We start from the raw sequence: 23,388 nt of genomic DNA, 5'->3' as shown, positions 1-23,388 counted from the left end.
CGGGGCCTCTCGACGGATCCGCGTCAGACCCGGATCACGATCCTGCCCGTGTGCCGGTTCGCCTCCATGAGGCGGTGGCCGCGCCGCCGGTCGCCGGCGCGTCGCCGGGGGCGCGGAAAGCCGGGGCCGCCGACCGCGTCGAAGGCCGGCCGGGAGCCCCGTCCGCCGGTGATCCGGCGGACCTCCCCCACGGTCGTCCTCGTCCGTGGCGACGACGTGCGCCGCTCCCAGTTCGAGCCTGGCGCCCGCGCGGAGTTGTCCCGTGCCGCGTTCGCCCGCCGCTTCACCGCGCCGGTCGTTCGGCCGCCGCCGGCTCACCTGACGTGGTGGCGCATGACGACGGCGGGAGCGCTGCTGCGCGCGGACGACTCGCTTTGCGTACGGTCGCCCAACACACGTGACAGGGCTCGGAGTTCGCGTTCGCCAAAGCGTTCAAACTCGAGTACGGAATGGCTCCGGGGGCAGTACCGCACCCGAGCGTCGAGGCCGGTCACAGGTCAACAACGCGTAAACGCACACCTGTTCATCGAACGGAAGTCTTCCCTCCACAACAAGAGTCTGAGATCTTGCGTCCACCCCACACAACACTCGGCCCGGGGCAGGCGCCACCAGCGCCTCCGGGCCTTCGGAGGACGCATTGTTTTCCCACATATCCACCCGGCTGAGACTCTCGGCCATGGCCGCCGCTGGCACCGTCGCAACGGCCGTGGCGCTCGCGGGACCCCTCCAGCCGGCCCATGCCGCACCGGCGGCGCCCGAGGCGGCCCCGGCCCAGGCGGCCGCCTGGGCCGCGGGCACCCGCGCCTACCTGGTGATCACAGCGCCCGGTGACACCACGGCCGCGCGCAACGCGGTGACGGCCAACGGCGGCACGGTCTTCGCGTCCTACGACGCGATCGGCGTGATCGTGGCGCACTCGGCATCCGCCTCCTTCGCCCCGGCGATGCGCGCCGTGAGCGGCGTCGAGCAGGTCGGCGCGACGCGCACGTCGGACGTGCCGGCCGACGCGTACAACCCCAAGCTGCCCGCGAATCCGGCGCAGTCGCCGACGACGCTGACGGAGTCCAACCGCTGGGACATGACACAGATCAAGGCCGATCAGGCGTGGGCGGTGACCACCGGCTCGGCCTCGGTCAAGGTCGGTGTCCTCGACACCGGCGTGGACGACCAGCACCAGGACATCGCGCCCAACTTCAACGCGGCCGACTCGGTCTCCTGCGCCTACGGCAAGGCGGACACCCGGGCGGGTGCGTGGCGGGACATCGACACCCACGGCACGCACGTCGCGGGAACGATCGCGGCGGCCAGGAACGGCAAGGGCGTCATCGGCGTCGCGCCCGGCGTGAAGATCTCGTCGGTCCGCATCGCGGAGCAGCCGAGCGGCCTGTTCTTCGCGGAGAACACCATCTGCGGCTTCGTCTGGGCCGGTGACCACGGCTTCAAGGTCACCAACAACAGCTTCTACACCGACCCGTGGCAGTTCAACTGCCCGGACGACGCCGACCAGGCCGCCATCATCGAAGGTGTGCGGCGCGCGCAGGCGTACGCCGAGAGCAAGGGCTCCCTCCAGGTCGCCGCCGCGGGCAACTCGAACTACGACCTGGCGAACAAGACGACCGACAGCGAGAGCCCCAACGACTCGACTCCGGTCACCCGCACGATCACGAACGACTGCGTCGACATCCCGACCGAACTGCCGGGCGTCGTCACCGTCGCGGCCATGGGCAGGGGCAACGTCAAGGCGTCGTACTCCAACTTCGGCAACGGCGTCATCGACGTCGCCGCCCCCGGCGGCGACGGAGCCTACGGGGTCTACTCGACGCTGCCGGGCGGCAAGTACGGCAACAAGAACGGCACGTCGATGGCCTCCCCGCACGTCGCGGGCGTCGCCGCGCTGCTCGCGAGCGTCAACCCCGCCTACACGCCCGCGGACATCAGGGCCCGGCTGGACTCGCAGGCCACCGACACCGCCTGTCCGTCCGACAGCCGGTGCACGGGCACGACGGCCGACAACGGGTTCTTCGGCGAGGGTCAGGTCGACGCGCTGAAGGCCGTCGGCGGCAGCACGCCGCCGACCGGGACGTTCTTCGAGAACACGGCCGATGTCGCGATCGCCGACAACGCCACGGCCGAGAGTCCGATCACCGTCTCCGGTGTCACCGGCAACGCGCCCGCCACGCTCAAGGTCGGTGTGGACATCCAGCACACCTACCGCGGCGACCTCGTCGTCTCGCTCGTCGCACCGGACGGCACGGTGTACCTGCTGGAGGACTTCGCCAACAACGACGGCACGGACGACGTGGGCAAGACGTACAGCGTCAACGCCTCGAGCGAGGTCGCGAACGGTACGTGGAAGCTGCGGGTGCGTGACACCGCCGCACAGGACACGGGCAGGATCAACGCCTGGAACCTGACCTTCTAGGCAGTCCACGCGCACGGCGGCCGGGCCGGGTCGGCATCCCGGCCCGGCCGCCTGTCGTTCAGTAGACGCTCACGTTGTACTTGGCGAGCGCTTCGGGGACCGGCTGGTAGAAGGTGGTGCCACCGGTGCGGCAGTTGCCGCTGCCGCCCGAGGTGATGCCGAGTGCCTTGCCGCCGTCGTAGAGCGGGCCGCCGGAGTCGCCCGGCTCGGCGCAGACGTTGGTCTGGATCATGCCCCTGACCGTGCCGCCGCCGCTGTAGTGGACGGTGACGTCGAGCGCGGTGACGGTGCCGCTGTGCGTGCCGGTGGTGGATCCGGTGCGCTTGACGGGCTCGCCGACGTACGCGTCGGCCGCGGAGAAGCCGCCGGGGTGGCTGAGCGAGGCGTTGTCGTAGCGGACCAGGGCGTAGTCGTTGCCCGGGAAGCTGGATCCGACCGTCGGGCCGATGAGCGTGGTCTGCGAGGAGTTGGTGTACCAGTTCCTGGCCACGTCGCCGCAGTGCCCCGCCGTCAGGAAGTAGTAGGTGTTGCCGCTGACGACGTTGAATCCGAGCGAGCAGCGGTAGCCGCTGCCGTAGATGGCGTCGCCGGCCGAGCCGAGCGGTGTGAAGACGCCGCTGTCGCGCTCGATCCTGAGGGCACCCGCGTCGGCGCCCGCCGCCTTCTTCAGCTTGGCGATCCCGGCACGGGAGACGGTGCTGTCCGCGGTCACGACGACCCGGCCGGACGCCTCGTCGACGTGCCACGCGGTGCCGCCGACGCCGGCCTCCAGCACGGCGTCGCTCACCCGGGACAACTGGGTGGCGCTGTAGACCTCCGGGGACGCCGCGCCCGCGGTGGGCAGGCCGGCCGAGGTGACGGCCACGATGCCTGCGGCGACGGCGAGCAGGCGGACGCGTCTCGAAGTACCGGGGTTGGTGCGCTTGTTCCTCACTCGATCTCCTCCTGTGGAGTTCAGGGGCCCGATGGGTGGCGGACCCGTGAGGTGCAGCCAGGCGGGACACCGGCGGGGATTCCCCTGCCTGATGTGCCCCTGTCAATCACCGGTGTGAGTATGGGACAGCATCACCAGCGCGACAAGGGAACCCGCAGCAGGTCAGTCCTTGCGGGCACGTGTTATTGCGCTCGAGCGTATTTGCGCACAGCTAGATTGCAGGTCATGAAAGCTGTGACGATGAGCCGGTACGGCCAGGCCGACGACCTGGAACTCTCGGACCACCCCGATCCCAAGGTGGCCCCTGGCGAAGTGCTCGTACGGGTGAAGGCCGCCGGCGTGAACCCGGTCGACTGGAAGCTCGCGCAGGGCGGGCTCGACGCCCTCATGGAGGTGCGCTTCCCGCTGATCCCCGGCTGGGACGTGGCCGGAGTCGTCGAGCGCGTCGGCCTCGACGCGGACGAGTTCCAGGTCGGCGACGAGGTGTACGGATACGTCCGCAAGGACACCGCCCAGCTCGGCTCCTACGCCGAGTTCGTCTCCGCCCATGTGCGGATGCTCGCCCGCAAGCCCGCCTCCATGAGCTGGGAGGAGGCGGCGGGAACGCCACTGGCCGGGCTGACGGCCCATCAGGCGATCGAGCGCGTCGGCGTCCGCGCGGGCGACACGGTCCTCGTCCACGCCGCCGCCGGCGGCGTGGGGTCGATCGGCACGCAGATCGCCGTGGCGCTCGGCGCCCGGGTGATCGGCACGGCGAGCGAGCACAACCACGCCTTCCTCCGTGAGCTGGGCGCCGAACCCGTCGCCTACGGGCCGGGGCTCGAGGACCGGATCAGGGCACTGGCCCCGCAAGGCGTCGACGCGGCCCTGGACTTCGTGGGCGGCGACGCGGTCGACGTCTCGCTCGCGCTCGTCGACCGGCCGGACCGGGTGGCGTCCGTCGCCGACCCGCAGGCGCCCGCGAAGGGCGCCCGGTACGTATGGGTCCGGCCCGACACCGCGGGACTGACCTCGCTCGCCGCTCTGGCCGACGCGGGCAGACTCACGGTGCACGTCGACCGGGTGCTCCCGCTCGCCGAGGCGGCCGAGGCATGGCGCATCAGCCAGAGCGGCCACACCCGCGGAAAGCTCGTCCTGCGGGTGGACTGACGCTGCCGGCACCGCCGCGTCCCGCCCCGAACGCGCGCCGGACCGCCACCGAGAAGGCGGCGGTCCGGCACACATGCCGTCGAGGCGGATCAGTTGCGGACGATGTTCTCCGCCTGCGGGCCCTTCTGCCCCTGCGTGACGTCGAAGGTCACGGCTTCGCCCTCATGGAGTTCCCGGTAGCCGGTTCCCGAGATGTTCGAGTAGTGGGCGAAGACATCGGGGCCTCCGCCGTCCTGTGAGATGAAGCCGAAGCCCTTTTCCGCGTTGAACCACTTCACCGTACCGCTGGCCATACCCGTCCTTCTGTCCATCTGAGGAACAGCCCGCATAACGAGCGGCTCCGGGCGCCGTGCCTCAGCGCCCGGCACCGTTCTACCCCGTCACCCCCGCGGGTATCCGCAGGCGCGCGTGTGGTGTCTCGCGGACGGGTGTCTGCGTGCCCTTTCGGGTCGTAGGCGGTCGGCGCCTCGAAGGAGGTCGGGCGGCTCGAAGGCGGTCAGGCGGCCGGTGCGGGCTGGGCCGCGCGGGCGAGGTCCCGGCGGGCGCGCAGGAAGGGCCGGGACCGGTCGACGGCGAGCACCGACGTCGTACGGCCGTCGCGCTCGTACAGGGCCAGGAAGCTCCCCTCGTCAATGGAGCCGTCGACGACACGGACCGCGTCCCCGTCACGCCGCCGTCCCGCGAACTGGATGCGTGCCCCGTACTGGTCCGACCAGAAGTAAGGCAGCGGGCGCACGTGCTCCACGGTGCGTCCGGCCAGCAGGTTGCGCACGGCGACGGCGGGCTGCTCCGTCGCGCTGGTCCAGTGCTCCGTGCGCACCGCGCCCACCCGGGCGACGTCTCCCACGGCCACGACCTGAGGCAGCGCCGTCGCGCAGCCGTCGTCGCAGAGCACGCCGTCGCTCACCAGCAGGGCGGAACCCGCGAGCCAGCGCGTATTGGGGACGGCCCCGATGCCGACGACGACCACGTCCGCCGGGAGCACGCGGCCGTCGGCCAGTTCGACAGCGCTGACGGCGTTGCCGCCGTGCAGGCGGGCCACCCCCGACCCCGTGATCAGTTCAGTGCCGCCGCGCCGGTGCAGGGTTGCGCACACGCCGGCCATGTCGGGCCCGAGCTGGGGCACGAGCGGGAGCGGAGCGGCCTCCACCACGGTCACCTCGTGTCCCAGCGAGGCGCACGAGGAGGCGGTCTCGGCGCCGATGAAACCGCCGCCGATCACGACGACGCGCCGTGACGTGCCGCTCAGCGCCTCCCTCAGGGCGTACGCGTCGTCGAGGGTGCGCAGGGTGTGCACGCCGGCGAGGCCGTCGGCGCCGGGCAGCGGGCGGGCTGAGGCACCGGTGGCGATCACGACGCCGTCGGTGGCGACGGTGCGCCCGTCCTCCAGTAGTAGGGTGCGGCCACGTGCGTCGAGCCCACGGGCGCGCGTGGCGAGCAGCCACTCGGCGGCGAGCTCCGTCTCCTCCTCGGCGTCGGCGAGGGCGAGGCGGCCCTCGTCCGCCGAGCCGGTGAGGAAGTCCTTGGACAGCGGCGGGCGGTCGTACGGGCGGTGGCGTTCTTCGCCCACGATCACCAGCCGCCCGTCGAACCCCTGGGCGCGCAGCTCGCGGGCTGCGTACAGCCCGGCGAGCGAGGCGCCGACGACGGTGACGGTTCTCATGCTGCGGTGTCCTCCTGTACGGCCGGACGGACGTGGACGAAACCGTCGGTCACGACCACCTGGTGGGTGCGGACGGGACGGCGTGCCGGCAGACAGGTCGGCTGCCCGGTACGGAGATCGAATGAGGCGGCGTGGAGCGGGCATTCGACCAGACAGCCTTCGAGCCATCCCTCGGACAGGGACGCGTCCTGGTGGCTGCATGTGTCGTCGATGGCGTACAGCTCGCCATCGGCGTTGAACACCGCGATGGGCGGCGTGGTGTCGATGCGGACGGATTCGCCCGCAGGGAGGTCTTCAAGGCGGCAGACGGGAATCACGGGCCCCCCTCGGTCCAGGACTCTTCGGTAACATAGGTTTCGCATGGCGCATGAGGGAGCGCTATGCGCAACAGAATCCGGTCGGGATGCCCGCCGCGTCAAGGGCTTCCGGAAGATGCGCGCCCAATGGACCGCAAGATGGTGAGAGTTGAGCTATGACCCGCGACCAGACAGTGGCTGACCACATCGACGAAACACAGGAGCGGACACCCAAGGGCGGAGCCGGAGCGATCCAGTCGGTCGACCGCGCCGTGAGCGTGCTGGAGATCCTGGCGCGGCACGGCGAGGCCGGCGTCACCGACATCGCCGACGAGCTGGACGTGCACAAGTCGACGGCGTTCCGGCTGCTCGGCGTGCTGGAGAACCGCGGCCTCGTCTCACAGGCCCAGGACCGCGGCAAGTACTACCTGGGAGCCGGCGTACTGCGTCTCGCGGGGGCCGCCGCAGTGCGTCTGGACATCTCGCAGGAGGGCGCGCCGGTCTGCCGGGAACTCGCCGACGAGCTGGGCGAGACGGCCAACATCGCGGTACTGGACGACGACGCCGCGGTCAACATCATGCAGGCGCGCGGCCCGTCCTCCGTCACCGCGCAGAACTGGCTCGGCAGGCGCACCCCCCTGCACGCCACGTCCAGCGGCAAGGTGCTCCTGGCACACCTTCCGGTCACCTTGCGGGAGGGCTTGCTGGCCCGGTCGCTGCCGCGGTTCACCGAGCACACGGTGACCAGTACGGGCATGCTGCGCAGCGAGCTGGAGGCGGTCGTCTCGCAGGGGTTCGCGCTGGCCGCCGAGGAGCTCGAGCTCGGCCTGCACGCCGCCGCCGCGCCGGTACGGGCGCACGACGGCAAGGTCATCGGCGCGATCAGCGTGTCGGGTCCGTCCTACCGGCTGGAGCGGGAGCGGCTGCCGGAGGTCGCGGCGCGCACGGTCGAGGCGGCGAACGAGCTGTCCCGGCGCATGGGTTACGGCTTCTGACACGGGGCCGGAACGCCACTCACCGTTCGACGCGGGGCCAGGGGAACCTGGCCCCGCGTCGTCGTGTGTCCGGAGCGTTTCCGTTGCCTCGCCGGGTTTTGCCTCTCGTTAACTCACGACTCTTGACGGCGACTTCCCCGCCTCCCCACGATGTTCCTCATAGTGCAACCCATCGTGTATTGCGCAACAGCAGAGGAGTCTCGTCGTGCCACATGAGGTCCGTGCCGTCGTCGCCGCCAAGAAGGGCGCACCCGTCGAGGTGCAGACGATCGTCGTGCCCGATCCCGGCCCTGGTGAGGTACTTGTCTCCGTACAGGCGTGCGGGGTGTGCCACACGGATCTGCACTACCGGGAGGGAGCTATCAACGACGACTTCCCGTTCCTGCTCGGCCATGAGGCGGCCGGCACCGTCGAGTCCGTCGGCGACGGCGTCACGGACCTGGCCCCCGGCGACTACGTCGTCATCGCCTGGCGCGCCCCCTGCGGCGCCTGCCGGTCCTGCCGCCGGGGCCGCCCCTGGTACTGCTTCGACTCGCGCAACGCGACCCGGCCGATGACCCTGCTGGACGGCACGCCGCTGTCGCCCGCGCTCGGCATCGGCGCGTTCGCCGAGAAGACGCTCGTCGCCGCGGGCCAGGCGGTGAAGATCGACCCGGCCGCCCGGCCGGAAGCTGCGGGGCTCATCGGATGCGGCGTGATGGCCGGATACGGTGCCGCGGTGAACACCGGCAAGGTCGGCAACGGGGACACGGTCGCCGTCATCGGCTGCGGCGGCGTCGGCAACGCGGCCATCGCGGGCGCCTGCCTGAACGGGGCCCGCAAGGTCATCGCCGTCGACATCGACGACAGGAAACTGAACCAGGCCGAGAAGTTCGGGGCCACGCACACGGTCAACTCCCGTGGCACGGACCCTGTCGAGGCCGTGCGCGCGCTCACCGACGGATTCGGGGTGGACATCGCCATCGACGCGGTCGGCCGCCCGGAGACGTACAAGCAGGCCTTCTACATGCGCGACCACGCCGGTGTACTCGTCCAGGTGGGAGTCCCCGACCCCGAGATGCGGATCGACCTCCCGCTGATCGACCTGTTCTCGCGCGGCGGCGCCCTGAAGTCCTCCTGGTACGGCGACTGCCTGCCGAGCCGCGACTTCCCGATCCTCATCGACCAGTACCTCTACGGCCTCCTGGACCTCAACTCCTTCGTGACCGAGACGATCTCCCTGGACCAGGTAGAGGCCGCCTTCGCGAAGATGCACCGCGGCGAGGTACTGCGCTCGGTGGTGGTCCTGTGACGGACAGCGGGGTCCGCGCCGAACGGGTCGTCACCTCGGGCACGTTCAGCCTCGACGGCGAGACGTTCGACGTCGACAACAACGTGTGGCTCATCGGCGACGACGCGGAGGTGCTGGTCGTCGACGCCGCCCACGACGCCGCCGCGATCACCGCCGCCGTCGCCGGCCGCCGGGTCACCGCGGTCGTGTGCACCCACGGCCACGACGACCACATCGGCGCCGCCGCCGAACTCGGCGACGCCACAGGCGCGCCCGTACTGCTGCACCCCGCCGACCGCGAGCTGTGGGACCACGTCCACCCGCGGCGCAAGCCGGACGGCGACCTCACCGACGGGCAGCGACTCGAGGTCGCCGGCACCGAGGTACGGATCCTGCACACTCCCGGGCACACCTGGGGCAGCTGCAGTCTCCACGCACCCTTCCTGGACGCCGTGTTCACCGGCGACACCCTCTTCCACGGCGGCCCCGGCGCGACCGGCCGCTCCTGCTCGGACCGTCCGACGATCGTGGCGTCGATCCGACAGCGGCTGCTGACCCTGCCCGGAGGCACGGTCGTGCACACCGGGCACGGCCAGGACACGACGATCGCCGCGGAGCGGGCCCACGTGCCCGCCGCCGAGTAGCACCGGGCCGTCCGCCGCACCGGCGCGACCCCAGGCCCGCTCCACCCGTCATCCCCACCCGACTCAAGGAGGGGCATGTCCCACACGCCCGCATCCAGTCCCCGTGTCGTGGTCATCGGCGCCGGCATCGTCGGCTGCTCGCTCGCGGACGAACTGACCGCCCGAGGCTGGACAGACGTCACGGTCCTCGAACAGGGGCCGCTGCCCGCCCCGGGCGGTTCCACCTCGCACGCCCCGGGCCTCGTCTTCCGGACCAGCCCGTCCAAGACGCTCAGCGAATTCGCCGCGTACACCGTGGAGAAGTTCGGCGCCCTCGAAGTCGACGGCCTGCCCTGCTTCAACCCCGTCGGCGGTCTGGAGCTCGCCACCACCGAAGAACGCTGGGCCGACCTGCACCGCAGGGCCGGGTACGCCGCCTCGTGGGGCATCCGGGGGGAACTGATCTCCCCCGCGCGCTGCAAGGAGCTGTGGCCGCTGCTCGACGAGAGCAAGGTACTCGGCGGCTTCTTCACCCCCGGGGACGGGCTCGCCCGAGCCGTCCTCGCCTGCCGCGCCCAGATGGCACGCGCCGAGGAGCGCGGCGCCCGCTTCCTGGAGCGGCACACCGTCACCGACATCGAGCAGACCGGCGGCCGCGTCACCGCCGTCGTCACCGACCGCGGCGTCTTCCCCGCCGACCACGTCGTCTCGGCGGCGGGGTTCTGGGGCCCGGTCATCGGCCGGATGGCGGGCGTCGAGGTCCCGCTGCTCCCGCTCGCGCACCAGTACGCGAAGACCCGTCCGCTGCCGGAACTCGCCGGCGTGAACGACCCCCGCACGGAGGCGTCCCGCCCGATCCTGCGGTTCCAGGACCGTGACCTGTACTTCCGCGAGCACACCGACCGGATCGGCATCGGCAGCTACGCGCACAGGCCGCTGCCCGTCGACCCGTTCACGGTCCCGGCCTACGACGACGCACCGGTCATGCCGTCCTCCTACCCCTTCACCGAGGAGGACTTCGCGCCGAGCTGGGAGGACTGCCGGTGGCTGCTCCCGGCGCTCGCCGGCAGTGAGGTGGACGAAGGCTTCAACGGCGTCTTCTCCTTCACCCCCGACGGCATGCCGGTGCTCGGCGAGTCCCGTGCGCTGCGCGGCTTCTGGCTCGCCGAGGCGGTCTGGGTCACGCACTCGGCGGGTGTCGCCAAGGCCGTCGCCGAGTGGATGGTCGACGGGCGTCCGCAGACGGACGTCCACGAGTGCGACCTGACCCGGTTCGAGGACGCCCAGCGCTCCCCCGCCTACGTCGCCGACCGCGGCGCCCAGCAGTTCGTCGAGGTCTACGACGTGCTGCACCCGCTCCAGCCCATGGACCGGCCGCGCCCGCTGCGGGTCAGCCCCTTCCACGCCCGGCAGCAGGAACTCGGGGCGTACTTCCTGGAGGGCGGCGGCTGGGAGCGCCCGCACTGGTACGAGGCGAACGCAGCGCTCGCCGAAGGAATCGAGCTGCCGGAGAGGGACGCCTGGTCGGCCCGCTACTGGTCGCCGATCGCCGCCGCCGAGGCGAGGGCGACGCGCGAGAAGGTCGCCCTGTACGACATGACGCCGCTGCGCAGGCTGGAGGTCACCGGCCCCGGCGCCCTCGCCTTCCTCCAGCGCATGACCAGCAACAACCTGGCCAAGAAGCCCGGCGCGGTGACCTACACCCTCCTCCTCGACGAGAGGGGCGGCATCCGCTCCGACCTGACCGTGGCGCGGCTCGCCGACGACCGGTTCCAGATCGGCGCCAACTCGCGGGCCGACGAGGACTGGCTGCTGCGGCACGCTCCGGACGACGTGCAGATCCGCGACATCACCTCCGGCACCTGCTGCATCGGCGTCTGGGGGCCGCTCGCCCGTGACCTCGTGCAGCCGCTCACCCCGGACGACTTCTCCCACAAGGGGTTCGGCTACTTCCGGGCCAGGCAGACCCACCTCGGCCACGTGCCGGTCACGGCGATGCGGCTGAGCTACGTCGGTGAGCTCGGCTGGGAGCTGTACACCAGCGCCGATCTGGGACTGCGGCTCTGGGACACCCTGTGGGAGGCCGGGCAGGAGATCGGCGTGATCGCCGCGGGCCGGTCGGCCTTCAACAGCCTGCGGCTGGAGAAGGGTTACCGCTCCTGGGGCCACGACATGACGGCAGAGCACACCCCGTACGAGGCGGGCGTCGGCTTCGCCGTCCGGATGGACAAGGGCGACTTCACGGGCCGCGACGCGCTGGAGAAGGCGGGCGAGCCGCGGCGCAGGCTGACGGCGCTGCTGCTCGACGACCCTGCGGCCGTCGTCCTCGGCCAGGAGCCGGTGTACCTCGACGGGGCGCCGGCCGGGTACGTCACCAGCGCGTCCTACGGCTACACGCTGGGCCGCTGCGTCGCGTACGCCTGGCTGCCGCCGCTGCCCTCGGGCACGTCCGTGCACGTGGAGTACTTCGGCGAGAAGGTCTCCGCGACCGTCGCCGACGAGCCCCTGTTCGACCCCGGCATGACCCGTATCCGCCGCTAGGAAGGTCAAGAGGATGTCACCCACCTATGACGTCGTCGTCGTCGGCCTGGGCGGAATGGGCAGCGCCGCCGCCCACCACCTGTCCGCGCGCGGGGCGCGCGTGCTGGGGCTGGAGAAGTTCGGCCCGGTGCACAACCGCGGTTCCAGCCACGGCGGTTCGCGCATCACCCGCCAATGCTACTTCGAGGACCCCGCCTACGTGCCGCTGCTGCTGCGCTCGTACGAGCTCTACGAGGCCCTGGAGCGCGCCACCGGCCGCGAGATCGCGACGCTGTGCGGCGGTGTGATGGTCGGCCGCCCCGACTCGCGCACCGTCTCCGGCTCCCTGCTGTCGGCACGCCAGTGGGACCTGCCGCACGAGATGCTGGACGCCAAGGAGATCCGCCGCCGCTTCCCCACCCTCACCCCCGCGGACGACGAGGTGGCGCTGTACGAGGCGCGGGCCGGACTGGTCCGTCCCGAGAACACGGTCGCCGCCCACCTCCAGCTCGCCACGCAGGCCGGAGCGGACCTGCACTTCGAGGAACCGATGCTGCGCTGGGAGCCGTACCGCGACGGCGTGCGCGTCCACACCGCGGAGAACACCTACACCGCCGGGCAGTTGGTGATCTGCCCGGGGGCGTGGGCGCCGCAGCTGCTCACCGACCTGGGCGTGCCGTTCAGCATCGAGCGGCAGGTCATGTACTGGTTCCAGCCGGAAGGCGGCACGGAGCCGTTCCTCCCCGAGAACCACCCCGTCTACATCTGGGAGGACGCGAACGACGTCCAGTTCTACGGCTTCCCGTCGATCGACGGACCGGACCTGGGCGCGAAGGCCGCCTTCTTCCGCAGGGGCGCCGTCTGCACTCCGGAGACCATCGACCGCACCGTGCGCGACGACGAGGTCGCGGCCATGGCGGACCAGCTGTCCCGGTGCATCCCGTCGCTGCCCGGCCGTTTCCTGAAGGCCGCCACCTGCATGTACTCCAACACGCCCGACGAGCACTTCGTGATCGCACGCCATCCCGAGCACCCGGATGCGGTCACCGTGGCCTGCGGGTTCTCAGGGCACGGCTTCAAGTTCGTCCCCGTCGTCGGCGAGATCGTCGCCGACCTGTCGCTGAACGGCACCACCGAGCACCCCATCGAGCTTTTCGACCCTCGCCGGCTGTCCGCCGCGTCCGCCTGAGGAGCACGCCGTGACGACGACCCCCGTCTCCCCCGAGTCCTCTCTCTCCCCGAGCCTGGTCGCCACACTGCCCGGTCACTTCTACACCGATCCGGAGATCTTCCGGCAGGAGCAGGAGCGGCTGTTCGAATCGATGTGGTTCTGCGCCGTGCGCAGCGCCGACCTAGACAAGCCCGGCGCCTTCCGCACCGTCCAGGTGGGCCGCGAGAGCGTCATCGTCAGCCGCAACCGCAAGGGTGAGCTGCGCGCCTTCCTCAACATCTGCCGCCACCGCGGCGCCCGGCTCTGCACGCAGGACTCCGGCGAGGTCAAGCGCTCCCTCCAGTGCCCGTACCACGCCTGGACCTACGACCTCGACGGCAAGCTGATCGCCGCGCCGAACCTGGTGAAGATGCCCGACGTCGACCGCACCGCATACGGCCTGGTGACCGTGGCGCTGCGGGAATGGCTGGGCTATGCCTGGGTGTGCCTGGCCGACGAGCCGCCGTCCTTCGAGGAGACCGTCATCGGCGCGGCCGTGGAGCGCCTCGGCGACGCCGCGTCCATCGAGCGCTACCGGACCGAGGACCTGGCGCTCGGCCGGCGCATCACCTACGACGTGAAGGCCAACTGGAAGCTGATCGTCGAGAACTTCATGGAGTGCTACCACTGCGCGACGATCCACCCCGAACTCACCGAGGTGCTCCCGGAGTTCGCGGACGGCTACGCGGCGCAGTACTACGTCGGCCACGGCGCCGTGTTCGGTGACGAGGTCAAGGGCTTCACCGTCGACGGCAGCGAGGGCTTCGCCAAGCTGCCCGAGGTGGCGGACGACCAGGACCGCCGCTACTACGCGATCACCGTCAAGCCCACCGTCTTCATCAACCTCGTGCCCGACCACGTGATCCTGCACCGGATGTTCCCGCTCGCCGAGGACCGCACGGTCGTCGAGTGCGACTGGCTGTACGCGCCCGAGGTGGTGGAGTCCGGGGCGGACGTGTCGAAGTCCGTGGAACTGTTCCACCGGGTCAACGCCCAGGACTTCGAGGCGTGCGAGCGCACCCAGCCGGCGATGGCGTCCCGCGCCTACCGGGACGGCGGTGTCCTGGTGCCCACCGAGCACCACATCGGCATCTTCCACTCCTGGCTGACCGAGCACGTCGGAGGCATCGGTGCCTGATCTGTTCATCGGCGGCGCGTGGACCACCGCCCGCGACAAGCACACCCGGGAGATCCGCTGTCCCGCCGACGGCTCCCTCGTCGGCGAGGTCGACGAGGCGGGCGGCAAGGACACGGTGGACGCGATCGCCGCGGCCCGCCGGGCGTTCGACGAGGGTCCGTGGCCGCACACGCCGGCGGCCGAGCGCGGTGATCTGCTGCTGCGGGTGGCCGACCTGCTGGTCCGCGACAAGGACGCGCTGGCCCGCGCCGAGTCACTCGACACCGGCAAGCGCCTGGTGGAGAGCGCGTACGACATCGACGACATCGTCGCGTGCTTCCGGTACTTCGGGCGGCTCGCCGCCACCGAGACGGGCCGGGTGATCGACACGGGCACGGCCGGGGCCGACAGCCGGATCGTGTACGAGCCGGTCGGTGTGTGCGGGCTGATCACGCCGTGGAACTACCCGCTGCTCCAGACGGCGTGGAAGGTCGCCCCCGCGCTCGCCGCCGGGAACACCTTCGTCCTCAAGCCGAGCGAGCTCACCCCGCACACCGCGATCCATCTGGTGCGGCTCCTCGCGGAGGCGGGCCTGCCGGACGGCGTCGCCAACCTGGTGCTGGGCGCGGGACCGGAGGCGGGCGCGCCGCTCGCCGACCACCCCGATGTGGACCTGCTGTCCTTCACCGGCGGCGTGCAGACGGGCCGCCGGCTGATGGCGGCCGCGGCGGGAACGGTGAAGAAGGTCGCGCTCGAACTGGGCGGCAAGAACCCCAACGTCGTGTTCGCGGACGCCGACTTCGAGACGGCCGTGGACATGGCCCTGACCGCGGTGTTCCTGCACTCGGGGCAGGTGTGTTCGGCAGGCGCGCGACTGCTGGTGGAGGACTCGCTGCACGACCGGTTCGTCGACGAGGTCGTGCGCAGGGCGCAGCTGATCCGGCTCGGCGGTCCCTTCGACGAAGAGGCGCGGACGGGTCCGCTGATCTCGGCGGCCCATCGCGCGAAGGTCGAGGCGTATGTCGCGGCGGGTCTCGCGGAGGGCGCGGTGCTGCGCTGCGGGGGTGCCCGGCCCGAGGGCCCCGCGTACGACGGCGGTTTCTACTATCTGCCGACCGTTCTCGACGCGTGCCACGCCGGCATGTCGGTCGTGCGGGAGGAGTCCTTCGGACCGGTCCTGACGGTGGAGCGGTTCCGCGACGGGGACGAGGACGAGGCCGTGCGGCTCGCCAACGACACCGTCTACGGCCTCGCGGGCGCCGTGTGGACGGGCGACGAGGGCAGGGCGCAGCGGATCGCGTCCCGGCTGCGGCTCGGCACCGTGTGGATCAACGACTACCACCCCTATGTGCCGCAGGCCGAGTGGGGCGGGTTCAAGCAGTCCGGCACGGGACGTGAGCTGGGTCCTGCCGGCCTCGCCGAGTACTGCGAGGCGAAGCACATCTGGCGCAACACCTCCCCCGAGCCGCAGGGCTGGTTCGACTGACACTGTCCTCCACTCGTCCAGGAGTTGCTCATGACCTCGGCCCCACCCGGCCCCATCGCGGCCGGTGACGACGCGGAACTCGCCGAATTCGGCTACCGCCCCGAACTCAAGCGCACCCTCGGCAACTTCCACACCTTCGCCGCGGGCATCTCGTACATCTCGATCCTCACCGGCACCTTCCAGCTGTTCTACTTCGGCTACGCCACCGGCGGCGCCGCGTACTGGTGGTCGTGGCCGATGGTCTTCGCCGGGCAGTTCATGGTGGCACTGTGCTTCGCCGAGCTGGCCGCCCGCTACCCGGTCGCCGGGTGCATCTACAACTGGTCGAAGAAGGTGGGCAATCCGCACGTCGGCTGGCTCGCCGGCTGGATGATGCTCCTCGCCTCCGTCGTCTCCATCGCGGCCGTCGCCCTGGCCTACCAGCTGACGCTGCCGCAGATCTCGTCGTTCTTCCAGTTCGTCGGGGACGGCACGGGGAAGTACGACGTGGCGACGAACGCGGTCCTGCTGGCGGCCGGGCTGATCCTGTTCACCACGGTCGTCAACGCCTTCGGCGTGAAGCTGATGGCGAGGATCAACACCGCCGGCGTCTTCATCGAACTGATCGCCACCGTCGTGCTGATCGTGCTGCTCGCCGTGAACGTCGTGCGCGGTCCGCAGGTCGTCACGGACACGGCGGGCACCGGATCCGGCCAGTCCTTCGGCTATCTCGGCGCGTTCCTGGTCGCCTCGCTCGCCTCCGCCTACGTCATGTACGGCTTCGACACGGCCGCCTCGCTCGGCGAGGAGTCGCTGGACCCGTCGCGCAACGCGCCGCGCGCCATCATCCGGGCCATCGTCGCCTCCTTCGTGCTCGGCGGACTCATCCTGCTGCTGGCGCTGATGAGCGTGTCGAGTCTGCGTGGCGAGAGGCTGTCCACGGACGGGCTGCAGTACGTCGTGCTGGACGTGCTCGGTCCGACGGCCGGCAAGGCGATGCTGTGGTGCGTGCTGATCGCGGTGACGGTGTGCGCGCTCGCGGTGCACACGGCCGCGGTCCGGCTCGCGTTCGCCATGGCCCGCGACAACAATCTGCCGGCCTCGTCGCGGCTGGCGAAGGTCAGTCCCCGGTTCGGCACGCCGGTCCTTCCGACCGTCGTCATCGGGGTGCTGGCGCTGGCGATCCTCGTGGTCAACATCCGCCAGCCGCAGATCTTCACGGTGGTCACCAGCATCGGCATCATCATGATCTACCTGGCGTACCTGCTGGTCACCGGACCGATGCTGGTGGCGCGGCTGCGCGGCAGGTGGCAGCCGGCCGAGGGCAGGTTCTCGCTGGGCCGGTGGGGACTGCCCGTCAACATCCTCGCCGTCCTGTGGGGCGGCGCCATGACCCTCAACCTCATCTGGCCGCGGTCCGCCGTCTACAACGCCGCAGCCCCCTACCACTGGTACCTGCGCTGGGGCGCGGTCCTGTTCGTCGGCGCGATCGCGGCGGGCGGCTTCGCCTACTACTGGTTCGTCCAGCGGCACCGTACGGGCGTACTCGCCGAACACGCGGCCGTCGCGTCCCCGGAGCCCGCCCGACCGAAGGAGGTCACCGCCTCATGACCGAAGAGTTCGACTACGTCGTCGTCGGCGGCGGAACCGCGGGGAACGTCGTCGCCGCGCGGCTCAGCGAGGACCCGTCCGTCACGGTGTGCGTCCTGGAGGCGGGGCCGAGCGACGTCGGGGACGACAACGTCCTGAGGCTGGAACGCTGGATGGGCCTGCTGGAGTCGGGCTACGACTGGGACTACCCGGTCGAGCCGCAGGCGAGCGGCAACAGCTTCATGCGGCACGCCCGCGCCAAGGTGCTCGGCGGCTGCTCGTCGCACAACTCGTGCATCGCGTTCTGGGCGCCGGCGGAGGACCTGGACGACTGGGCCGCGGCCGGGTGTACGGGCTGGAGCGCGGCGGACCTGTTCCCGCTGTACCGCCGGCTCGAGAACAACGACGCGCCGGGCGACCACCACGGCCGCACCGGCCCGGTGAAGCTGCGCACGCTCAAGGGCGGCGATCCGTGCGGGGCGGCGGTGCTGGAGGCGTGCGCGCAGGAGGGCATACCGACGACGGCGTTCAACACCGGGACGACGGTGGTGCGGGGCGCCAACTGGTTCCAGATCAACTCGGACGAGAACAACATCCGCCAGTCGTCATCGGTCGCCTATCTCCACCCGGTGATGGGCAAGCGGCCGAACCTGGAGATACGCACCGGGGTACGCGCCAAGAAGCTGGTGTTCGACGGCCGCCGCTGTACCGGCGCCGAGTACCTGGACCCCGATCTGATCCGCACCCGCACGGTCCGCGCCCGCCGTGAGGTGGTCGTCTCCTGCGGCTCGATCGACACCCCGAAGCTGCTGATGCTCTCCGGGATCGGCCCGGCGGCGCATCTGCGGGACTTGGGCGTGGACGTGCTCGTCGACTCGGCCGGGGTCGGCGAGAACCTCCAGGACCACCCCGAGGGCGTGATCATGTGGGAGGCGAAGCAGCCGATGACCACGACGTCCAGCCAGTGGTGGGAGGCGGGCGTCTTCTACGACACCGAGCCGGGCCTGGACCGGCCCGACCTGATGTTCCACTACGGCTCGGTTCCCTTCGACATGAACACCGCCCGCCACGGCTATCCGACGTCCGAGAACGCCTTCTGCCTCACGCCCAACGTGACGCGCGCGAAGTCGCGCGGCACGGTGCGGCTGCGGACGCGCGACTACCGCGACAAGCCGATGGTCGACCCGCGGTACTTCACCCACGAACACGACGTACGGGTGATGACCTACGGCCTGAAGCTCGCGCGCCGCATCGCCGCGCAGCCCGCGCTCGCCCGCTGGGCCGGGGCGGAACTCGCGCCGGGGCCCGATGTCCGCACGGACGACGAACTGCTCGACTACATCCACAAGACGCACAACACCGTGTACCACCCCGCCTGCACGGTGAAGATGGGCGCGGACGACGATCCGACGGCTCCCCTCGACGCCCGGCTGCGCGTGAAAAGCGTGGAGGGGCTGCGGGTGGCGGACGGGTCGGTCATGCCGGACCTCGTCACGGTCAATCCGTGCATCACCACGATGATGATCGGCGAGAAGTGCGCCGACCTGCTCCGCGAGGACCGCTGAACTGTCCGCGACACGCGGGCGGGACCGTCCCGGGACGCCCGGCGCGGCCCCGCCCGCGCAGCGTTGTCCGGTCAGGGCAGCGGCTCGCCGCGCGCGGTGAGCCAGAGCTCGTACCACTCCTCGTGGCTCAGCTCCGGGTCCTGCTGCACGGCGTCGCGGCAGGCACGGATCCGTTCGGGGCGCGCGCTGCCGACGACCGGTGCGATCCGCGCGGGGTGACGCCGCAGCCACCACAGCAGGATGGTCTCCGGCGTCGTGCCCTTCGCCTTCGCCATGGCGGCGACCAACTGCGCGGTCGCCTCCTCTTCGGCCGTCTCCTGCAGGCCCGTGTAGCGCCCCTGTGCGAGGGCGCCCCACGCCTGAAGCCGCACCCCGTTGTCCCGGCAGAACTCGACGGTCCCGAACGGGAAGCCGTTGGCCGCGGCCGCCGGGGTGTTCACCAGGACTCCGGCTTCGAGCCAGTCGCGCCGGTGGAGGCTCATCTCCAACTGGTTGGCGACCAGCGGGACGTCGAGCCTGGCCTGTAGCTGCGCGATCTGGGCCGCCCCCATGTTCGACACGCCGAAACGGCGCACCAGACCCTGCCGGTGCAGTGCGGTCAGCGCCTCGGCGAGGTCGTCGGGGTCCGCCAGCGGGTCCGGACGGTGCAGCAGCAGGACGTCGATGACGTCGGTCCGCAGCCGGGTCAGGCTCTCCTCGACCCGGCGGCGGACCGTCCGGCCCCGCAGGTCGTAGATGCCGGGCCGGTCACCGTCCGCGAGCCGGATGCCGCACTTGGTCTGCACGACGATACGCTCGCGCAGCCCGGGCGTCCTCGCCAGCACCTCGCCGAAGACCGCCTCGGCCTTGCCGTGCCGGTAGATGTCGGCGTGGTCGAAGGTGGTGATGCCGCACTCCAGCGCCGCCTCGACCACCGCCTCGGCCTGGGCGATCTCCTGCGCGCCATAGGGCTCGGTGTCCCAGCTCCCGCCGAGCCCCATGCACCCGTAGAGCACCGTTTCCTGGTGTGCGTCGTCCAGTGTCGTCACGCCCGTCACCCTACGACGGCCTGCCTTCGGTCAGCCGCCGCATTCCACCCGGCCGCCGACCACGACAGTCTCCGCGACGGTGCCGGGGATGTCCTTCGGGGCCGAGCGCAGGATGTCGCGGGAGAGGAACGGACCTGACGGCCGCGGCCGGTGCCTGTCCGGCGGACCCCGGCCGCAGCCCGGGCCCGCCGGACCCTGCTAGCTCAGCGCGTCGACGACCTCCAGCGCGGCGCGCTCACCCTCCGTCGCGCCGCCTTCCATGAACCCCTGGAAGTCGTAGCTGCAGTGCTCGCCGCCGATGTGGACGTTGCCCTGCGCGGTCCCCTCGTAGCCCGCGTACCGGTGCAGGTAGCCGATCGGCCAGCAGGAGTAGGCGCCGAGGGAGTACGGGTTGCGGTGCCATGCGGAGAGCTGGGCACGGCCCGTGTAGGCCCGGGAGGTGCCGGGGAAGAAGGCGTCGATGCCCGCGAGCCGGCGGGCGACCAGGTCGCGCACGTACGGGTCGGACTCGGTGGAGAAGGGCCCGGCGGGCGTGAGTTCCCGAGCGAGGCTTCCACCGCCGTACTGGATGAGGATGCCGCCCGTGCCCGGCTGGATCTTGGTGGTGTCCCAGGTCTGCTGGACGTCCGTGTCGGTGAAGCAGTCGCCCGCCGACACACCGGGCCACGCGCCGGTGCCGCGCCAGGGCCGGGTGCCGAACTGCATGTTGAGCTTGGTGCAGTGCCCCATCCGCGCGTCCCGCAGCAGGTTCTGCATCAGCGGATCGAACCCGGCCCGGCTGAGGTCGAGTTGCTGCAGGACGGGCAGCGGGACGCACAGTACGGTGTGGTCCGCGGTGACGGTCCGCAGGCTGCCCGCCTCGTCGAAGGTGAGGGTCTGCGTGCCGTCCGCGTTGGCGCGTACGGCGGTCAGCGACCAGCCCGGGCGCAGGGTTCCGGGGGCGAGCGCGTCCGCGATGGCGTGAGGGAGCCGGTCGTTGCCGCCGGTGATGTGGTAGCGCTCGTTGGACAGACCCCAGACGTTGAAGTGGCCCGGATTGGTCTGGTAGCCCATCAGCAGGACCAGGGCCAGGGAGGACTGCTCGGTGGTGTCGGCGCCGTACTCCAGGTTGTAGGCGACGTCGATGAACCGGCCCAGCGGCGAGGAGTGACCGCCCGGGACGCGCGACTCGATCCATTCGTATATCGACATGGTGTCGAGTGCGGTGCCGGCGGGTGTGGTCCGGTTCCACATGACCTCGCCCGCCTCGGACAGGTCGTGACGCAGCGACTGGTAGACCGCCTTGAAGTCCTCGTCGGCCTGGTGGCGCGGGTAGTAGGCGCCGTGGAACCAGAGCACTTCCTCCGCGCCGGTGGGCCCGCCGCCGAGGAAGTCCTCCACAGGCAGGTCGAAGCGGCGGCAGAGCCCCAGCATCTTCTTGTGGCCGGTGTCGATCAGCTCTCCGCCGATCTCGGAGGTCTGCCCGTACGCCCAGTGGTCGCGCTGAGTCCACATCCGGCCGCCGACGCGGGAGGGGTTCGCCTCGTAGAGCACCGGGGCGAGGCCCGCGTCCTGGAGGGTGAGGGCCGCGGTGAGCCCGGAGATCCCGGCGCCGACGACCGCGATCCGCGCACCGCTGCCGGCCAGGGACCGCGGTGTCGCCGCGGCGGCGGGCACGGGCCGGGAGACGGCTGCCGCAGTGGTGGCCACGCCGGCCGCGGCGGCGTACTTGAGCAGGGACCTGCGGCCGACCGGCTCGGACCTCTCCCGGCCTCCGGCCGGAGGGAGACCCGTCTCGCTTCGCTCGCCGCGCAGTTCGGCGACGGGTATCCGCAGGCGTCGGGCGGCTGCGTGGTCGGCGGCGAGTCGCTTCAGGAGGTGCATCGGGGTGGTGCGTGCCATGGGGCGCTCCTGGGAGGAAGAGGGGGTCAGCTCTGGGTGACGGCGGCGGTGCCGGGCGCGGGCCGCTCGTCGTCCTCGGTGCGTTCGGTCGCGTCCTCCAGGACGATCCGGCCGATGATCTCGTACCGGTCGGGCCGCTTGGCCTTCAGGTAGAGGCCGAGTCCGAGCCCGCCGAGGAAGACGGCGCCGACGATCCAGGGGATCGCCGCGAAGAAGACCGAGTCGGCGGCGAGGCCTGCCGCGGTCTCCATGTTCAGCACCAGCAGGACGACGACGGCGATCATGCCCACGCCGCCGAGCAGCGGTGCGGTGAGGGTCCTGAACCAGTGACGGTCCTCGGGGTGGTTCCGGCGGAAGTAGCCGACGACGGCGAAAGAGCACAGCGTCTGGACGATGAGGATCGCCATCGTGCCGAGGATGGCGAGCAGGGTGTAGAGGTGGATGTACGGGTCCTGCCCGGTGAGCCAGAAGGCGCCGACGAGCACGACGGCGATGGCGCTCTGGACATAGGAGGCGATGTACGGGGAGCCGTGCGAGCGGTGCGTTCTGCCGAGGGCCGGATGCAGGAAGCCCTCGCGCCCGATCGCGTACAGGTAGCGCGAGGCGCACTGGTGGAAGGCCATGCCGCAGGCGAACGAGCCGGTGAGCAGCAGCCATTGGAAGGCGTCGACGGCCCAGGCGCCGATGAAGGCGGTGGTGGGGTCGAAGAAGAGGTCGAGCGGGCTGGTGGAGGAGGAGACCTCGACGGCGCCGCTCAGGCCGTTTCCGGCGATCGTCATCCACGAGACGTAGATGTAGAAGAGCCCGACGCCGATGACGGACACGAGGGTCGCCCGGGGAATGACGCGCTTGGGATCGCGGGACTCCTCGCCGTACATGGCGGTCGACTCGAAGCCGACCCATGACCAGAAGGCGAAGAAGAGGCCGAGACCGGCCGAGGCGCCGGTCAAGGCGTTCTTCGGGTTGACCGGTTCGAGCGGGATGCCGTCCGGGCCGCCGCCGGCGAGGAGGACGGCGGTGGCGACGGCGAAGAGGACCGCGATCTCGGCGACGAGCATCACGCCGAGCGCCTTGGCGGTGAGGTTGATGTCGAAGTACGCGAGGGCGGCGGTCACCGCGAGCATCGCCGCCGCGTAGACGATCCACGGCAGGTTCACACCGAGTTGGTCGGCGACGGTCGTCCGTGCGAAGTAGGCGAAGACGCCGACGATCGAGGCCTCGAAGACGATGTACGCGAGGACGGCGAGCATGCCCGAGGCCATGCCCGTGATCCGGCCCAGGCCGTGGGAGATGTAGCCGTAGAAGGCGCCGGCCGCGGTGATCCGTCTCGCCATGGCGACATAGCCGACGGAGAAGACGGTCAGGACGAGTGTCGCGAAGAGATAACCGGCGGGCGCGCCGGTGCCGTTGCCGAATCCGACGGCGATGGGGAGGTTGCCGGTCATCGCCGTGATGGGTGCGGCCGTGGCGACCGCCATGAAGACCACGCCGACGAGACCGACCGAGTTCGCCTTGAGCCGTTGCACCTCAGGGGTGCCGTTGTCTGCCATGGCGTGAGAGCTTCCTCCGGAGTGACCCACGCCACAATCGACAGGTGGTCGAACAATTGCCCGGCGCGGCAGACGAGTTGTCGTCCCGATCAGGGGCCGGGAGGGCGTTC

The 23,388-nt window shown here is 71.0% G+C and carries 19 protein-coding genes and 1 pseudogene; 12 read left to right on the top strand and 8 right to left on the bottom strand.

Annotation, left to right across the window (positions count from 1 at the left end):
- Positions 1 to 23 precede the first annotated feature (23 nt).
- Entirely contained in the window at positions 24 to 191 is a 168-nt protein-coding gene (locus HW130_RS22905; protein WP_218183866.1) for a hypothetical protein, read from the bottom strand.
- Between the two features lie 43 nt (positions 192 to 234).
- On the opposite strand from HW130_RS22905, the pseudogene HW130_RS36105 reads away from it, so the two are divergent.
- Positions 235 to 461: pseudogene (locus tag HW130_RS36105) on the top strand (AraC family transcriptional regulator); the annotation flags it as partial.
- 215 nt (positions 462 to 676) lie between these two features.
- A complete protein-coding gene (locus HW130_RS22900) occupies positions 677 to 2,422 on the top strand; it encodes a S8 family serine peptidase (RefSeq protein ID WP_177151536.1) in 1,746 nt (581 codons plus the stop codon).
- A gap of 58 nt (positions 2,423 to 2,480) precedes the next feature.
- On the opposite strand, the gene HW130_RS22895 is transcribed toward HW130_RS22900, so the two are convergent.
- Positions 2,481 to 3,356: a S1 family peptidase gene (locus tag HW130_RS22895; RefSeq protein WP_177151535.1), complete on the bottom strand. Its 876-nt coding sequence runs from the start codon at positions 3,354 to 3,356 to the stop codon at positions 2,481 to 2,483.
- A 225-nt stretch (positions 3,357 to 3,581) separates the two neighbouring features.
- Here HW130_RS22895 and HW130_RS22890 point away from each other — a divergent pair, with 225 nt between their 5' ends.
- Complete coding sequence (locus HW130_RS22890) at positions 3,582 to 4,505, top strand: NADP-dependent oxidoreductase (RefSeq protein ID WP_177151534.1); 924 nt, start codon at positions 3,582 to 3,584, stop codon at positions 4,503 to 4,505.
- 89 nt (positions 4,506 to 4,594) lie between these two features.
- Here the strand turns inward: HW130_RS22890 and HW130_RS22885 are convergent, their stop codons facing one another.
- From HW130_RS22885 to HW130_RS22875, 3 genes are all read right to left on the bottom strand, one after another.
- Positions 4,595 to 4,798, bottom strand: coding sequence for a cold-shock protein (locus HW130_RS22885; RefSeq protein WP_177151533.1), 204 nt, complete (start codon positions 4,796 to 4,798; stop codon positions 4,595 to 4,597).
- 203 nt (positions 4,799 to 5,001) lie between these two features.
- Positions 5,002 to 6,168: an NAD(P)/FAD-dependent oxidoreductase gene (locus HW130_RS22880; RefSeq protein WP_177151532.1), complete on the bottom strand. Its 1,167-nt coding sequence runs from the start codon at positions 6,166 to 6,168 to the stop codon at positions 5,002 to 5,004.
- Positions 6,165 to 6,485, bottom strand: coding sequence for a bifunctional 3-phenylpropionate/cinnamic acid dioxygenase ferredoxin subunit (locus tag HW130_RS22875; protein ID WP_177151531.1), 321 nt, complete (start codon positions 6,483 to 6,485; stop codon positions 6,165 to 6,167). Before HW130_RS22875 ends, HW130_RS22880 begins: the two co-directional genes overlap by 4 nt.
- 230 nt (positions 6,486 to 6,715) lie before the next feature.
- Between HW130_RS22875 and HW130_RS22870 the strand changes: the two genes are divergently transcribed.
- The 9 genes from HW130_RS22870 (at position 6,716) to HW130_RS22830 (ending at position 18,819) form a co-directional block, all read left to right on the top strand.
- On the top strand, positions 6,716 to 7,459 hold the full coding sequence (locus tag HW130_RS22870) for an IclR family transcriptional regulator (protein WP_309140538.1): 744 nt from the start codon (positions 6,716 to 6,718) through the stop codon (positions 7,457 to 7,459).
- Between the two features lie 205 nt (positions 7,460 to 7,664).
- A complete protein-coding gene (locus HW130_RS22865; protein ID WP_177151529.1) occupies positions 7,665 to 8,750 on the top strand; it encodes an S-(hydroxymethyl)mycothiol dehydrogenase in 1,086 nt (361 codons plus the stop codon).
- Complete coding sequence (locus tag HW130_RS22860) at positions 8,747 to 9,373, top strand: MBL fold metallo-hydrolase (protein WP_177151528.1); 627 nt, start codon at positions 8,747 to 8,749, stop codon at positions 9,371 to 9,373. Before HW130_RS22865 ends, HW130_RS22860 begins: the two co-directional genes overlap by 4 nt.
- A 75-nt stretch (positions 9,374 to 9,448) precedes the next feature.
- Positions 9,449 to 11,893: an FAD-dependent oxidoreductase gene (locus HW130_RS22855; protein WP_177151527.1), complete on the top strand. Its 2,445-nt coding sequence runs from the start codon at positions 9,449 to 9,451 to the stop codon at positions 11,891 to 11,893.
- Between the two features lie 13 nt (positions 11,894 to 11,906).
- Complete coding sequence (gene solA / locus HW130_RS22850; RefSeq protein ID WP_177151526.1) at positions 11,907 to 13,061, top strand: N-methyl-L-tryptophan oxidase; 1,155 nt, start codon at positions 11,907 to 11,909, stop codon at positions 13,059 to 13,061.
- Positions 13,062 to 13,071: 10 nt separating this feature from the next.
- Complete coding sequence (locus tag HW130_RS22845; protein ID WP_177151525.1) at positions 13,072 to 14,220, top strand: aromatic ring-hydroxylating dioxygenase subunit alpha; 1,149 nt, start codon at positions 13,072 to 13,074, stop codon at positions 14,218 to 14,220.
- Positions 14,213 to 15,685 carry an aldehyde dehydrogenase family protein gene (locus tag HW130_RS22840; RefSeq protein WP_177151524.1) on the top strand — a complete coding sequence of 491 codons (1,473 nt, stop codon included), beginning with the start codon at positions 14,213 to 14,215 and terminating at the stop codon, positions 15,683 to 15,685. Before HW130_RS22845 ends, HW130_RS22840 begins: the two co-directional genes overlap by 8 nt.
- A 30-nt stretch (positions 15,686 to 15,715) precedes the next feature.
- Positions 15,716 to 17,275 (top strand): APC family permease, encoded by a 1,560-nt coding sequence (locus tag HW130_RS22835; protein ID WP_177151523.1) that lies wholly within the window; start codon positions 15,716 to 15,718, stop codon positions 17,273 to 17,275.
- Positions 17,272 to 18,819, top strand: coding sequence for a GMC family oxidoreductase (locus HW130_RS22830; RefSeq protein ID WP_177151522.1), 1,548 nt, complete (start codon positions 17,272 to 17,274; stop codon positions 18,817 to 18,819). The genes HW130_RS22835 and HW130_RS22830 overlap by 4 nt, the downstream gene beginning before the upstream one ends.
- 71 nt (positions 18,820 to 18,890) lie before the next feature.
- Here the strand turns inward: HW130_RS22830 and HW130_RS22825 are convergent, their stop codons facing one another.
- The 3 genes from HW130_RS22825 to HW130_RS22815 form a co-directional block, all read right to left on the bottom strand.
- Positions 18,891 to 19,799 carry an aldo/keto reductase family oxidoreductase gene (locus HW130_RS22825; protein ID WP_177151597.1) on the bottom strand — a complete coding sequence of 303 codons (909 nt, stop codon included), beginning with the start codon at positions 19,797 to 19,799 and terminating at the stop codon, positions 18,891 to 18,893.
- Positions 19,800 to 20,045: 246 nt separating this feature from the next.
- Complete coding sequence (locus tag HW130_RS22820) at positions 20,046 to 21,728, bottom strand: NAD(P)/FAD-dependent oxidoreductase (protein WP_177151521.1); 1,683 nt, start codon at positions 21,726 to 21,728, stop codon at positions 20,046 to 20,048.
- 26 nt (positions 21,729 to 21,754) lie between these two features.
- Positions 21,755 to 23,278 (bottom strand): APC family permease, encoded by a 1,524-nt coding sequence (locus HW130_RS22815; RefSeq protein ID WP_177151520.1) that lies wholly within the window; start codon positions 23,276 to 23,278, stop codon positions 21,755 to 21,757.
- Positions 23,279 to 23,388: the final 110 nt, after the last annotated feature.

Source organism: Streptomyces sp. PKU-EA00015 (genome assembly GCF_013387495.1).
Classification (GTDB): Bacteria; Actinomycetota; Actinomycetes; order Streptomycetales; family Streptomycetaceae; genus Streptomyces.
The sequence above is the reverse complement of the archived record's forward strand: the minus strand, read 5'-3'. Positions and strand labels throughout refer to the sequence as shown.